General features: G+C 70.6%; 12 protein-coding genes. 6 read left to right on the top strand and 6 right to left on the bottom strand.

What is annotated here, in order from left to right:
- Positions 1–318 precede the first annotated feature (318 nt).
- Positions 319–984, bottom strand: a complete 666-nt coding sequence (locus ACFXG1_RS13410) for a LuxR C-terminal-related transcriptional regulator (protein ID WP_384722638.1) — start codon at positions 982–984, stop codon at positions 319–321.
- Positions 969–2,309, bottom strand: coding sequence for a sensor histidine kinase (locus ACFXG1_RS13405; protein ID WP_384722641.1), 1,341 nt, complete (start codon positions 2,307–2,309; stop codon positions 969–971). The genes ACFXG1_RS13410 and ACFXG1_RS13405 overlap by 16 nt, the downstream gene beginning before the upstream one ends.
- Before the next feature lie 235 nt (positions 2,310–2,544).
- Here ACFXG1_RS13405 and ACFXG1_RS13400 point away from each other — a divergent pair, with 235 nt between their 5' ends.
- Positions 2,545–4,671 carry an MMPL family transporter gene (locus ACFXG1_RS13400; RefSeq protein ID WP_384742407.1) on the top strand — a complete coding sequence of 709 codons (2,127 nt, stop codon included), beginning with the start codon at positions 2,545–2,547 and terminating at the stop codon, positions 4,669–4,671.
- A 421-nt stretch (positions 4,672–5,092) separates the two neighbouring features.
- A complete protein-coding gene (locus ACFXG1_RS13395; RefSeq protein WP_384716114.1) occupies positions 5,093–6,763 on the top strand; it encodes a TlrC/CarA/OleB/SrmB family ABC-F type ribosomal protection protein in 1,671 nt (556 codons plus the stop codon).
- Here the strand turns inward: ACFXG1_RS13395 and ACFXG1_RS13390 are convergent.
- Positions 6,760–6,957, bottom strand: a complete 198-nt coding sequence (locus ACFXG1_RS13390) for a hypothetical protein (protein WP_384716117.1) — start codon at positions 6,955–6,957, stop codon at positions 6,760–6,762. The genes ACFXG1_RS13395 and ACFXG1_RS13390 overlap by 4 nt on opposite strands.
- Positions 6,958–7,706: 749 nt before the next feature.
- On the opposite strand from ACFXG1_RS13390, the gene ACFXG1_RS13385 reads away from it, so the two are divergent.
- Entirely contained in the window at positions 7,707–8,525 is an 819-nt protein-coding gene (locus tag ACFXG1_RS13385) for a helix-turn-helix transcriptional regulator (RefSeq protein ID WP_384716120.1), read from the top strand.
- On the top strand, positions 8,522–8,737 hold the full coding sequence (locus tag ACFXG1_RS13380; RefSeq protein ID WP_384716122.1) for a DUF397 domain-containing protein: 216 nt from the start codon (positions 8,522–8,524) through the stop codon (positions 8,735–8,737). Before ACFXG1_RS13385 ends, ACFXG1_RS13380 begins: the two co-directional genes overlap by 4 nt.
- A 128-nt stretch (positions 8,738–8,865) precedes the next feature.
- Here ACFXG1_RS13380 and ACFXG1_RS13375 read toward each other — a convergent pair whose 3' ends face one another.
- A complete protein-coding gene (locus ACFXG1_RS13375) occupies positions 8,866–9,636 on the bottom strand; it encodes a class I SAM-dependent methyltransferase (RefSeq protein ID WP_384716125.1) in 771 nt (256 codons plus the stop codon).
- Positions 9,637–9,747: 111 nt separating this feature from the next.
- Between ACFXG1_RS13375 and ACFXG1_RS13370 the strand changes: the two genes are divergently transcribed.
- Positions 9,748–10,227, top strand: a complete 480-nt coding sequence (locus ACFXG1_RS13370; RefSeq protein WP_384716128.1) for an Lrp/AsnC family transcriptional regulator — start codon at positions 9,748–9,750, stop codon at positions 10,225–10,227.
- Between the two features lie 59 nt (positions 10,228–10,286).
- Here the strand turns inward: ACFXG1_RS13370 and ACFXG1_RS13365 are convergent, their stop codons facing one another.
- Together ACFXG1_RS13365 and ACFXG1_RS13360 are read right to left on the bottom strand one after the other, a co-directional pair.
- On the bottom strand, positions 10,287–11,138 hold the full coding sequence (locus ACFXG1_RS13365; RefSeq protein ID WP_384716131.1) for an NAD(P)H-binding protein: 852 nt from the start codon (positions 11,136–11,138) through the stop codon (positions 10,287–10,289).
- A 178-nt stretch (positions 11,139–11,316) separates the two neighbouring features.
- The gene (locus tag ACFXG1_RS13360; protein WP_384716018.1) at positions 11,317–12,327 is read right to left on the bottom strand and encodes an NAD-dependent epimerase/dehydratase family protein; all 1,011 of its coding nucleotides are present in this window, start codon (positions 12,325–12,327) and stop codon (positions 11,317–11,319) included.
- A 205-nt stretch (positions 12,328–12,532) separates the two neighbouring features.
- Between ACFXG1_RS13360 and ACFXG1_RS13355 the strand changes: the two genes are divergently transcribed.
- Positions 12,533–13,078, top strand: coding sequence for a hypothetical protein (locus ACFXG1_RS13355; protein ID WP_384716015.1), 546 nt, complete (start codon positions 12,533–12,535; stop codon positions 13,076–13,078).
- Positions 13,079–13,080 lie beyond the last annotated feature (2 nt).

Raw genomic sequence — 13,080 nt, 5'->3', positions numbered from 1 at the left:
TGTTGCTCCAGACCGTGTCCTTGCTCTGCCCCTGGAAGTCCTTGCCGAGGCCGCTCTTGAACTCCCCGCCCTGGACGACGATCACATGGTCGGATTCACGGTGCCGGGGGAGCGGGCCGGCCGAGGGCCCCGGCATGAGGAGCGGCATGCCGTTCCATACGCGCGGGGCCGGTGGTGTGTTCAGCGGCGACCCGGCTTCTCGGCTTCCTCGGAGCTTCCTCTGAGCCTCCTCGGAGCTTTCTCGGAGCTTTCTCCAGGACCGAAAGCCGCGGACGCGGCCACTCCGGGCTCGGGGCTCGGGGCGGGGGCGCCCGCTCGTCAGCCCCGTACGCTCCCCGCCCCCCGGTCCAGATACGCCAGCACCGCCAGCACCCGCCGGTTGTCGTCGTCCGACACCGGAAGGCCCAGCTTCCCGAAGATGTTGGAGGTGTGCTTGGCCACCGCCCGCTCGGTGACCACCAACTGCGCCGCGATGGCCGCGTTCGACCGGCCCTGCGCCATCAGCTCCATCACCTCCAGCTCGCGCGGCGTCAGCCCGCCCATCGGCCGGTCCAGCGATCTGCGGGACAGCAACTGCGAGATGACCTGCGGATCCATCGCCGTACCGCCCAGCGCCACCCGCCGTACCGCGTCCACGAACTGGTCCGCGTCGAAGACCCGGTCCTTGAGGAGATAGCCCACCCCGCCGTCCCCGTCCGCCAGCAGCTCACGGGCGTACAACTGCTCCACGTGCTGGGAGAGCACCAGCACCGGAAGGCCGGGCCGGGCCCGCCGCGCCGCCAGCGCGCACTGCAACCCCTCGTCCGTATGGGACGGCGGCAGCCGGACGTCGACGACCGCGACGTCCGGCTCCAGTTCCGCGAACGCCCGGGTCAGCTCGGGCCCGGTCTCGACCGCCGCGAGTATCTCGAAGTCGTACGCCTCCAGTAGCCGCACCAGACCGTCGCGGAGCAGGAACAGGTCTTCGGCTAGGACAACGCGCAAGGGATCTCCATGGTGACCATGGTGGGACCGCCGGCTGGGGAGCTGACGGCGAGGACGCCGTCGAATGTACCCAGCCGCCGCTCCACCCCGCTCAGACCCGAACCGGCGCCGACGACCGCCCCGCCCCGGCCGTCGTCGGTGACGGAGATCCGCAGCGCGCCGTGCTCGTACGACACATCCACCCAGATCCGGCTCGCGCCCGCGTGCTTCACCGCGTTGGTCAGCGTCTCACTCACCGCGAAGTACGCGGCGGACTCCACCGGCGCCGCCATCCGGCCCGGCAGCTCGTCCACGTCCACCTCCGTGGCGACCGGCAGCCGCAGCGCCAGCGCCTTCACCGCGTCCCCGAGCCCCCGCTCCGCCAGCACCGGCGGATGGATGCCCCGGACCAGGTCCCGCAGCTCCGTCAGCGCCTCGGCCGACGACTCCCGCGCCGTCGCGATCAGCGCCTTCGCCTTCGCCGGGTCCTTCTCCACCAGCGCCTCGATCGCCCCCAGATTCATCCCCATCGCCACCAGCCGGGCCTGGGCGCCGTCGTGCAGATCCCGCTCGATCCGGCGCAGTTCCGCCGCCGAGGTGTCCAGCGCGTCGTGCCGGGTCTCCGTCAGCCGGTCGATCCGCCGCTCCAACTGCTCCTGCCGGTCCGGGGTGAGCACCGCCGCCACCAGCTGGAAGTGCACCCGCACCAGACCCGGCCCGAACACCAGTCCCGCGGTTAGCATGCCCGCGCCGACGACCCCGGCGAGCAGCGCCGAACCCCAGTCGCCGACCGGGACGAAGGTGTACCAGTGGGGATCGTCCACCGCCGTCACCGGCAGCCACAGGCCCCCGCCGAGCAACAGTCCGTACAGACCGTGCCCGGCCAGGCCGAACGCCAGCAGCGCGACGATCGCCCCGGCCGTCATGTCCACCAGCAGCCACAACAGGTCCCGCCAGGTCGCCGGGTCCTTCAGCAGGACCGCGCACCGCTCCACCTGGCCGGTGATCCCGGACCGCGGATCGCGGGGGAAGGGGCGGTACGAAGGGGGGATCCGGATGCCCGCCCAGCGCGCCGCCAGCAGGCGCCGCTGTCCGGCGTGGGTACGGACGAGACCGACCAGTACGGGGGTGGAGAACACCCCGACCCCCAGGGGCAGCAGCACGATCGACACCACGGTCAGGACGAAGAGGCTGATCGAGCCGACGAGCGCGTACAGACCCAACGCCAGCCCGCGGGCCGGTGCCGTCAGGAGCCTGAGCGCCGCGTTCCCCGCCCGGGCGGGCCCGGGGCCCGCCGTCACCACCCCGTCCCGCGCCGTATCCGTATCCACCGGCGTCGTCTCCATGAGCCCGTACCCCCTTATCCGTGCGACCGCTCATCGTTGCACCCCCGATTCTCCTTCCGGCCGCCGACCGGGGCACTGGGCCGGGCCCCCCGCCGGGGGTGTTGCCGGCACCACCCCCGCGACCTCGCCCTACGGCTCCGCACAGGGGCCTCTGACGGCTGGGGCCGCCGGGCCCGGATTCCTAACGTCGTCCCCGAACCGAAAACCGCTCGTCGAAACAGGGGGCCCCGGCACCATGAGACACAACCTCGCCGCACGCGTCGGCATCTGGAGCGCGCACCATCGAAAGACCGCCATCGTCGGCTGGCTGCTGTTCGTCGTCCTCGCGACCGTCGGCGGCAGCTCGGTCGGCATGATCGAGATGACCGAGTCCGAAGGCGGTGCCGGGGACTCCGCCCGGGCCCAGAAGATCCTCGAAGACGCGGACCTGGAATCACCCGCGGGCGAACTGGTCCTCGTCAGCAGCCGAACCGAGGGCGGCTGGAAGGCCACCGCGGCCGAACTGACCCGGACCGTCGCCGCGACCGGCGAGACCACGCGGATCGAACCGCCCCTGCCGTCGGCCGACGGCAAGGAAGCGCTGATACGGATCGAGATGAAGGGCGCCCCCGACACCGCGGGCAAGCGCGTCGAACCCGTCCTGAAGGCGGTCCGGGCCGCCGGGGACGCACACGAGGGCGTCGAGGTCCATCAGTTCGGGGCGGCCAGCGCCGACAAATGGCTCAACGACCTGCTCGCCGACGACTTCACCAAGGCCGAGTTCACCGCGATACCGCTGGCCCTCGGCATCCTGCTCGTCATCTTCGGTACCGTCGTCGCCGCCCTGCTGCCCGTGGCGCTCGCCCTCACGGCCTGCGCCGCCGCCTTCGGACTGCTCACCCTCGCCAGCCACCAGCTCCACCTCTTCCAGACCACCTACTCCGTGATGTTCCTGATGGGCCTGGCGGTCGGCGTCGACTACTGCCTGTTCTATCTGCGGCGGGAACGCGACGAACGGGCCGCGGGCCGCGACCCCGACACGGCCCTGCGGATCGCCGCCGCCACCAGCGGGCGGGCCGTCCTGGTCTCCGGCGTCACCGTGATGCTCGCCATGGCCGGGCTGTTCCTCTCCGGGATGATGCTCTTCGAAGGCTTCGCCCTCGCCACGATCATCGTCGTCCTGATCGCCGTCATCGGCTCCGTCACCGTCCTGCCGGCGCTGCTGGCATGGCTCGGCGACCGGGTCGACGCCGGGCGGATTCCCCTGGTCTCCCGGCGCGGCAAGCGGGCTCGCGACGGCCGCGTTCGGGGCGGTCGCGCCCGCGAGGGCGGTGCGCTCGCGGGCCGGATCCTGCGGCCCGTCCTCGCCAGGCCCGGACTCTTCGCCGTCCTCGGCACCGTCGTCATGCTCGCCCTGGCCGCGCCCGCGATCGGCATGAAGACCGAACAGCTCGGCATGGAGAAGCAGTTCGGCTCCGACGCGCCGCTCACCGTCGCCCATGCGAAGATCACCGACAGTTTCCCCGGCGGGCCGGACCCCGCGCGGATCGTGGTGAAGGCCGACGACATCGACGCGGCGCCCGTCCGTGCGGCGCTCGCCGCCTTCGACGCCGACCGCGTCACCGTGCACCGGGCCCGGGACATCGCCGAGATCGAGGTGCCCCTGCCCGGCGACGGCACCGACCAGCGCTCCCGGGACGCCCTCACCGACCTGCGCGAACGCACCGTCCCCGCCGCGTTCGACGGCAGCGGCGCGACGGCGTACGTCACCGGGGAGCTGGCCGAGTCCGTCGACTTCAACGAGAAGCTGAAGGACGGAATCCTCCCCGTCTTCCTCTTCATCACCGCGGTGACCTTCCTGGTGATGCTGTTCTGCTTCCGCTCCTCCCTCATCGCCGTCACCGCCGTACTGCTGAACCTGCTCTCCGTGGCGGCGGCGTACGGAGTGATGGTCGCCGTCTTCCAGCACGGCGTGGGCGCGTCGCTGCTCGGCACGGAGAAGGTGGGCGCCATCGAGAGCTGGCTGCCGCTGTTCGTCCTCGTCGTGCTCTTCGGACTCTCCATGGACTACCACGTCTTCGTGGTCTCCCGGATCCGCGAGAGCCGCGACGGCGGCGCCGACAACCGCACCGCGATCGCCGAGGGCATCCGCCGCACGGCGGGCTCGGTCACCGGAGCGGCCGCCATCATGGTCGCGGTCTTCGCGGTCTTCGGCACACTCACCATGCAGTCCATGAAGCAGATGGGCGTGGGCCTGGCGGTGGCGATCCTGCTGGACGCGACGCTGGTCAGAATGATCCTGCTCCCGTCGGTGATGTCCCTCCTGGGCGACCGCCAGTGGCACTCGCCGCGCAAGGCGCCCGCCTTGGAGCGCGTCGACTGACCGGATGACCGGATGACCGGATGGGTGCGGGGTCCTGTGGGGGTCTTGTCGGCTGGGCGTTGCTCCAGGACCCTGCGGGCCCTTGCTCTGCGCGGGTTGGTCGGTCGGTCCCGGGGCCACCTCCTCGCCATCGGCGGAACTCGGGGCCTTGGAAACGCTGACCGCTGCATCCCGCCGACGGCTGCGGGGGCGACCCCGCACCCGCCCTCCCCACGACGACGGACATGCCGCCGTCGAGCGGTCTCGCGTCAGTCCGCCCTCACTTCTACGAGACGATACGTATCGTCTTGACATGGGGGCCGGCGTCCCGTACCTTCTTGCTCATGGGAACTCTGTGATGACAGCACGCGCCACCGCGTAGAGCCTGGCTCCGCCGTGGGCGCACCGTCACCTGTCCGTCACCACCGAAGGGGGCCCTGTCTTGCGTACCCATACCGCCCAACTGGCCGTGCACGACCTCACCAAGCGCTACGACGAGAAGCTCGTCCTCGACCATGTCCATCTCTCCATCCGGCCCGGCGAGAAAGTCGGCGTGATCGGGGACAACGGCTCGGGGAAGTCCACGCTGCTCAAGCTGCTGACCGGCCATGAACGGCCCGACAGCGGCGAGGTCACCGTCAGCGCGCCCGGCGGCGTCGGCTATCTCGCGCAGGCGCTCGACCTGCCCGCCGACGCCACCGTCCAGGACGCCATCGACCTGGCACTGACCGAACTGCGAGCCCTGGAAGCCCAGCTGCGCCGCGACGAGGAACAGCTGGAGAGGGCCGGCGATGGCCCCGCTCTCGAATCCGCTCTCACGGCCTACGGGCGGCATCTCGCCCTATACGAGGCGCGCGACGGCTACCGGGCCGAGGAGCGCGTCGACATCGCCCTGTACGGGCTCGGCCTGCCCGGACTGGCGCGCGATCGCCGGCTCGGCTCGCTCTCCGGCGGTGAGCGGTCCCGGCTCGCGCTCGCCGCGACACTCGCGGCCCAGCCGGAGCTGCTGCTGCTCGACGAACCGACCAACGACCTGGACGACCAGGCCGTCGGCTGGCTCGAAGCGCACCTGCGCGAGCACCGGGGCACGGTGGTCGCGGTCACCCACGACCGCGCTTTCCTGGCCAACCTGACCAGCACGATCCTGGAGGTCGCAGAAGGAAGGATCACTCGGTACGGCGACGGTTACGCCGGCTACCGCACGGCGAAGGCCGCCGAGCGCAGTCGCCGTCTCCAGGAGTACCGGCACTGGCGTGACGAGCTCATACGCAGCCGTCATCTGGCCGAGTCGAACGGGGCGCGCCTCGGGGCGATCCCGCGCAAGGCGCCGATGGCGAAGTTCGGGCACGGCGCGTTCCGCGCCCGGGACCGCAGCCACGGGGTGATGGTACGGATCCGGAACGCGAAGGAGCGGGTCGCCCGGCTGACCGCCGCACCGGTCGGACTGCCGCCCGATCCACTGGTGTTCTCCGCGTCGGTGCCCACCGGGACGACCAGCGGCGAGCCCGCCGCCGAGCTGATCGACGTCCATCTGGACAACCGGCTCGACCTGCCGGAGTTGTCGCTCGCTCCAGGAGAGCGGCTGCTCGTCACCGGGCCGAACGGTGCGGGCAAGTCCACTCTGCTCGGCATCCTCGCGGGCGAGGTCCGGCCGCGGCGCGGCACGGTGCGGGTGTCCGGGAAGGTGGGGATACTGCGACAGCAGCAGGTGCCGTGGCCGTCGGACCTGAGCGTGCTCGGCGCCTTCGCCCACGACCGGCCCGGCGACCGGGAGGAGCAGCGCGACCTGCTGCTCTCCCTCGGCCTGTTCCGGCCCGCCGACCTGCGGCTGCGGATCGGCGAGCTGTCGTACGGCCAGCGGCGCAGGATCGAGCTGGCCCGGCTGGTCACGCGCCCGGTCGATCTGCTGCTCCTGGACGAGCCGACGAACCACCTCTCCCCGGCCTTGGTCGAGGAGTTGGAGCAGGCCCTCACGTCGTACGAGGGCGCGCTGGTGGTCGTCACCCACGACCGGCTCATGCGGGAGCGGTTCACCGGCAGCCGCCTCGAACTGGCAGGTGGGCGACCCGTCGTGAGCGTCCGACATAAGGAGGTCGCGAGAGGGACGGTCTAGTCGATCATGTCGTCGGGGGAGGGGCCCGCGCCGTGTCTGGTCGCGCAGGCGGGGCAGGCGTACTGGACCATCGGGGGGCCGCTCGCGCGTTCGGTCACACCGACTATGACCGGGGCTCCGGTGGTGTGCCCGCAGTACGCGCAGGGCGGGGTGAAGGGCTCCGGGGCGTCGTTGAGGAGTGCCTCGCGGGTCATGGGGTCACCTCGGTGGCGAGACGTCCGATCAGGCGTCGATCGCCGTCGTCGCCACGGGTACGTCGTCGTGCTGCGGATGGCGGCGGAGCAGAACACGGCAGTCGACGGCGAGGGTCTCGTCCTTCATCCGTAGTGCCTGCCACAGGCGAGCGCGGAGAACGTCGCACTCCCGGCAATCTTCCTTTTGGTTCACAGCGGACCTCCCGCGCGCCGGTTGGCGCTCTCCACCTGGGGGCGGAGGCGCGTCATGGTGGGACTGAAGGAGCGGTCGTCGCGGAGTGCGCGCTCGTCCTGCGGGACCGCGTCGGGGCATGTGGGGCCGCCGCACTCGCACGGCGGCCACGTGAGCGTCTTCACGGAGGCGGGCCGGTCCCCGTTCATCCGACGCCCGCCCTGCCATCCGTCGCCCGGCGGTGCGGATGCTGGGCGATGACCTCGTTGAAGTGATCCCGAGTGGACGTGTGCTCGGTCCACCTCCGTCCCCGGTCCGCCGCCGAGCAGATCCGGCAGCCCGCCACCGGGGCCGGTTCGGGCGGTGGCGAGGCGGTATGAACCCGTTCACGCCCCTCCGTGTTACCGGACCGTTGAGCACTGGTCACCCGGGGTACCTCCTTGTGCTCCACCGGGGTTTCGGTGGGTGACCAGATGAGCACAACTAGGGCTGGTCGAAACACCGTTGCTCGGCTGTCGTTAACAGGTCGAACGCCGTTCGGCAGCTCCGAAAGCAGAAAGAGTACGAGGTCGACATCGTGGACGACGACAACGCGCAGACTCCGTTGACTCCCGTTGAGCGCTTCGGGGTTCACGTTCGGGAGATGCGGATGGCTCGCAAGATCGGCGTCCGGGGGCTGGGCAAGGCAGTCGGCTGCTCGGGCGCGTATGTGTCGAAAGTGGAGAACGCCAAGCTTGTACCCAGCGCCCGTTTCGCAGAGGGGTGCGATCGCGTTTTCGGCACCGGAACCCTGTTGGCACAGCAGCGCCAACAGGCGATCGAAGGGGACCATCCGTCCTGGTTCGAGCCGTACACCCAGCGTGAACGCAAGGCGCATCAAATCCTTGACTACTCCACCGTGTTTGTGCCGGGGCTGTTCCAGACGCCCGAGTATGCGCGCGCCCTCTATCGTGCGAGCACTCCCCGACTCTCGGCGTCAGCTATCGAGTCTCGATTGGCCGCTCGTATGCGACGCCAAGAGATCCTCGGACAGGAGAATCCTCCGGAAGTTTGGGCAATTCTGTATGAAGCGTGCGTGCGAACGCTAGTCGGCTCACATCGCGTAATGGCTGAACAACTCGAGCGTCTGGTGTGCGAGGCGGAAGCGCCCAACGTCACATTTCAGTTCGTCCCCTTCGACGTGGTACCGCCGATCGGCACCGCTTTCACGTTGCTGGTCTTCGACCCTGGCCCAACGGTGCTGCATGTCGAAGGGCCCCAAGGGGGGCGTCCGTTGGAGACGCCGAAGGCCGTGAAGACGGGGCAGGCGATCTTTGATCGCCTGCGGTCTGAGGCGCTGGGGCATGATGCGTCCGTGGCCCGCATCCGAGAGATTCACGAGGAGTACGCGCAATGACTGCCAAATTCGATGCAAAGGCCGCTATATGGGTCAAGAGCATCTATAGTGGTCCTGATGGTGGTACCTGCGTCGAGTGGGCGCCCAAGCACGCGTCCGCGACCGGCTTGGTCCCCGTGCGGGACTCCAAGTGCGCTGACGGCCCGGTACTGATGCTCTCCGCCGACGCGTTCGCCGGGCTGGTGGCGCTCGCCAAGAAGGCGGACATCTAGTTCAGCGATACAAGGAGCCCCGCACCCCGGCCGATGAGGGCGGAAGTGCGGGGCTCTTGTTGTTCAGGTCCCGGCATCCCGATGTTGTTCAGGTCCCGGCATCCCGAGCTGTTGATGATGCGGCACGTTTATGAAACTCCTTTGAGGACCACGGTCCGCATGCCGCCCGGCCCGGTCTGCTCGTGCGTGACATGAAGTCCGGCGAGGCGAAGCTGCTCCAGTACCCAGGCATGGTCGAGCCGCAGTTTCCGGTAGCTGTGGGAACCCAGGTTCCAACTGCCGCCGGGGCGGTCTCGGGTGTGAACCAGGTCGTGCACCAAGACGGTGTAGTCGTTGTCGTCGTCCGGGTACTCCAGGAAACAGGTCATGATCCGGTCTTCGGTGGAGTGGACCGGGAGGAAGCGGTCCGTGCCCGTGAGCGGGACTGTCAGATCGCGGTAGGCGAACACGGCGATACCCTCGGGCGCGAGTGCGGCGGTGACATCGGCGAACAGCGCGGCCACGTCCCCTCTGGCGGGCAGATGGGTCAGCGTGTCGCCCAGACACACGATGGCTCCCGCCGAACCCGGACGGACCAGGTCCGCCAGGACGGTACGCACATCCGCCCGCACCGGACGCACGGCGGGCAGGTCGGAGGCGTGCCCGGCCAGCTCGCCCAACAACGGCCGGCTCAGGTCGACGGCCAGTACGGGATCGAAGCCCAGACCGGCCAGGGCGAGGCTGGTGTGTCCCGGGCCGCAGCCCAGGTCCACGGCCAGTGACCCGGCCGGGCCGGGAACGACACCCCACTCCGACAGCTGGGTGCGCTGGACTGCGGCGAGCGAGTGGAGATCACCTCCCAGCATCCACGTGTAGTGCTCCGCGAGAAAACGGTCGTAGTGGTCGACGGCGGTCGTCATGGGATGTGAGCTCCCCTCGGATGCGGGCAGGCGAAGGGAAATCTAGAGGGTGATGCGGCGGTCTTGTGGACCGGCCGAATGATGTTCGGAGGACTGCGGAGAATGACGGCCATGGACGACACTGATTCGGCGATCCTCAGCCATCTGCAACGCGATGCACGGCTTACCAACCGCGAGTTGGCCCGCAAGGTCGGCGTCGCGCCGTCCACCTGTCTGGAGCGGGTGCGGGCACTGCGGGCCCGCGGTGTGATCACCGGCTACCACGCGGCCGTCCAGCCGCGCCTGCTGGGCCGCTCACTACAGGCCCTGGTCTTCGCCCGGCTGCGCCCCCTCAGCCGGGACGTGATCTCAGGCTTCGAGGCGTACCTTGCGCAACTGCCCGAGGTCGTGTCCGTGTTCGTGGTCTCCGGCGACGACGACTTCATCGTGCAGGTCGCCGTGCCGGACATCGAGCATCTCCACGCGTTCCTCATGGACCGGTTCAGCGCCCGCCGGGAGGTGGTGAGCTTTCGGAGTTCCGTGATCTACCAGCAGACCAGCACACGCGTGCTGACTCCCATGAACAGCTCTGATCGCGGCGACGGAATGTAAGGGGCCTCGGCTGCCACGCCACTTCCCGTGCCGGTGGACCCGCTTCGGCGTCCTCCCTCTCAGCGGAAGTCCGCCGCGTGATCCACCGCCCACTCCCGGAAGGAACGGGCCGGGGTGCCCGTGATGCGCTCGACTTCGTCGTTGACCGGCTCCGGATTGGCGAGCATCTCCGCCTGGGCCGGCACGATGGCCTCCACCAGCTCCGCCGGGTAGCCCGCGGCCTTCATCTGCTCGGCGGCCTCGTCCAGCGTGATCTCCTCGAACCGCACCGGGCGCCCGATCGCGTCGCCGATCAGGGCCACCTGCTGTTCCTGGGTGATCAGTTCGGGGCCGGTGATCAGGGGGCGGGCGCCGAGCAGGGCATCGGTCGTGAGCGCCTGAACGGCGACCGCGGCCATGTCCGCTTCGTGGATCAGCGGGCGGGCCAGCCTCGCCAGCGGCGCCCGAACCGCACCGGTGGTACGGACCTCCTCCGCCCAGCCCAGCGTGTTGCTCGCGAACCCGGTGGGCCGCAGCGCCGTCCACTCCAGGCCCGATGCCTCGATCAGCCGCTCCAGCTCCGTGTGGAACATGGTGATCGCCTCGCCGGGCTCCTCCTGCTCGTTCCCGACCCCGGTGGACGACAGGTACACCACCCGTCGAGCGTGCTTCCCGATCGCGTCGATCACGTCCGACGCGCCCTCGGCGCTCAGGAACGGCCACACCAGGAAGACCGAATCGACGCCCTCCAGAGCCGTGCCCAGCGACGCGGGATCACCGAGATCGCCGCGCACCGCCTGCACCCCCTCCGGGAAGTCCGCCTCCCCCCGCACCAGCGCCCGCACGGGCACACCCGCCGCGTGCAGTTGTGCCACCACCGCGCCGCCGACCTTTCCCGTCGCGCCGGTCACCAGGATCCTGGGCTGTGTCATCCGAATCTCCTCGTCTCGCCGTTCGATGACACGACTCTCGTACATCAACCAAGGTTCAGGTCAAGCACGGTCGAAGCGGGAGCGGGCTGCCGTGCGATCGGCGTTCATCGATCCGGGTAAGCCCTCGCCGGGCGGGGCCGCGCCCCGGGCGCGGCCCTACCCGGAGGGGTCCGGGAGGTCACCCCTCCAGGAGGCGGGCCTCCACGTCGGGGGCGAGGCCCACGCCCGGGCGGCGGGGGGCGGGGGTGGGGAGGTGTTGGAGCCAGGACCAGGTGTCCTCGACGGTCTCCGCGAGGGGGCGGCAGTGGAGGCCCGCCGACATGGCCTTGGACACGTTCAGGGTGTACAGGGCGCCCGCGAGGTCGGGGGCCTCCTGCGGTGGGACCCAGATCGGGAGGTCGGTCCAGGGGGAGACGCCCGCCTCCAGGATGCGCGCCGCCGGGGTCCACCGGAGGTTCAGGGGCTTGTCGGCGCGGGCGGCCGAGGTGACGCGGACGCACTCCGCCAGGACGTCCCCGAACGTCACGGCACCTTGGTCGCCGACCATGTTGTACGGGCCGCTCAGCCCGGCCTCCGCCGCCGACAGGATCCACGCGGCCATGTCCCGTACATCGATGTACTGCACGGGCGCGTCCGCGGGCTCCGGCGCGAGCACGGCGCCGCCCCCGGCGAACCGGGACAGCCACCACGGCAGCCGGCCGATGTTCTCCCAGGGCCCCAGCAGCAGCCCCGCCCGGACCAGCAGGGTCCGGTCCGCCCCGAACGCCCCGATGGCGGCGAGTTCACCGCCCCGCTTCGACTCCGCGTACGGCACGTCCTCGTCGGCCCCGTCTTCTGCGGATGCGGCCACCACGGGCGCCGACTCGTCGGAGTCCGGCGGCGCGGGCCAGGTGTAGACCGAGCAGGTCGATACGTAGACATAGCGGCCCGCCCGGTCCGCGAGCAGCCGCGCCGCGTCCCGTACGGCGGTCGGCGCCTTGGTCCAGGTGTCGACGACGACGTCCCACGACCCGTCGGCGAGCACGGCCAGATCCTCCGGCCGGGTCCGGTCGCCGACCAGCGCCGTCACACCCTCCGGCGCCGGCCGGGTGCCCCGGTTGAAGACCGTCACGTCCCAGCCGCGTTCGAGCGCCGCAGTCACGACCGCCCGCCCGGCGAACTCCGTACCACCCAGCATCAGAAGTCTCATACGCCCGACCCTCCCCCGCGGCACCTGCCGTGACCAGCCCTTCCGCTGATGGAGTAAATCCACACGCGCCACGCACTACACACCCGTAACACAGCAGTGGCAGCATGGGGCCACCATGTCCGATGCCCGGCCGCCGTTGCGCGCCCTACGGGCCGCACTCTTCGCGGCGGTGTGTACGGCATTGTCCGCGACGGGGCATATCTGGATGTCCGGACATGAGATCCCCCCGCTCGTCCTGCTGCCCGCGTTCGCGGTGGCCTGCGCCACCGGCTGGCTCGCCGGTACCCGGCGTCGCGGCCCGCTGTTCATCGGTACGGGACTCCTCGCCGGCCAGGTTGCCATGCACCTCCTGTACGCGGGCGCCCAGGGGCACTCCGCCCCCATGGGGCGCCACGGGCCCGATCCCCTCACGGTCCTCGAACAGGGGCTTCCGGCCGGGGGAGCGCCCATCAGCGGTACGGGCATGATCGCGGTGCATCTCCTGACCGCGGCGATCGGCGGGCTCTGGCTCGCCCGCGGCGAGGAAGCGTTCCTGCAACTGGCCCGCGCCCTCGGCGCCCTCGCCTTCGTCCCGTTGCGGTCCCGCCTTGTTCCCGTACGGGCGCCGGAGCTGCCGGGGCGCGTCGCGGCGCCCCGCACCACGGCCGCCGAGCGGCCCGGCGGGGCCGTCGTCCTCGGTCACATCCTGGTTCGCCGAGGGCCGCCCGGACCGCTCCGTACCAGCGTCACGGCCTCCGGAGCAGCCGTCTGACC

This window comes from Streptomyces sp. NPDC059248, assembly GCF_042753905.1.
In the GTDB taxonomy this organism is placed as follows: domain Bacteria; phylum Actinomycetota; class Actinomycetes; order Streptomycetales; family Streptomycetaceae; genus Streptomyces.
The sequence above is the reverse complement of the archived record's forward strand: the minus strand, read 5'-3'. Positions and strand labels throughout refer to the sequence as shown.

What these genes read in the sequence shown, in the direction of transcription:
- ACFXG1_RS13365 (WP_384716131.1), bottom strand. Translation starts at nt 11,138, where the DNA reads ATGACACAGCCCAGGATCCTGGTGACCGGCGCGACGGGAAAGGTCGGC.
- ACFXG1_RS13390 (WP_384716117.1), bottom strand. Translation starts at nt 6,957, where the DNA reads ATGACCCGCGAGGCACTCCTCAACGACGCCCCGGAGCCCTTCACCCCG.
- ACFXG1_RS13360 (WP_384716018.1), bottom strand. Translation starts at nt 12,327, where the DNA reads ATGAGACTTCTGATGCTGGGTGGTACGGAGTTCGCCGGGCGGGCGGTC.
- ACFXG1_RS13370 (WP_384716128.1), top strand. Translation starts at nt 9,748, where the DNA reads ATGGACGACACTGATTCGGCGATCCTCAGCCATCTGCAACGCGATGCA.
- ACFXG1_RS13375 (WP_384716125.1), bottom strand. Translation starts at nt 9,636, where the DNA reads ATGACGACCGCCGTCGACCACTACGACCGTTTTCTCGCGGAGCACTAC.
- ACFXG1_RS13405 (WP_384722641.1), bottom strand. Translation starts at nt 2,309, where the DNA reads ATGGAGACGACGCCGGTGGATACGGATACGGCGCGGGACGGGGTGGTG.
- ACFXG1_RS13400 (WP_384742407.1), top strand. Translation starts at nt 2,545, where the DNA reads ATGAGACACAACCTCGCCGCACGCGTCGGCATCTGGAGCGCGCACCAT.
- ACFXG1_RS13355 (WP_384716015.1), top strand. Translation starts at nt 12,533, where the DNA reads ATGTCCGGACATGAGATCCCCCCGCTCGTCCTGCTGCCCGCGTTCGCG.
- ACFXG1_RS13380 (WP_384716122.1), top strand. Translation starts at nt 8,522, where the DNA reads ATGACTGCCAAATTCGATGCAAAGGCCGCTATATGGGTCAAGAGCATC.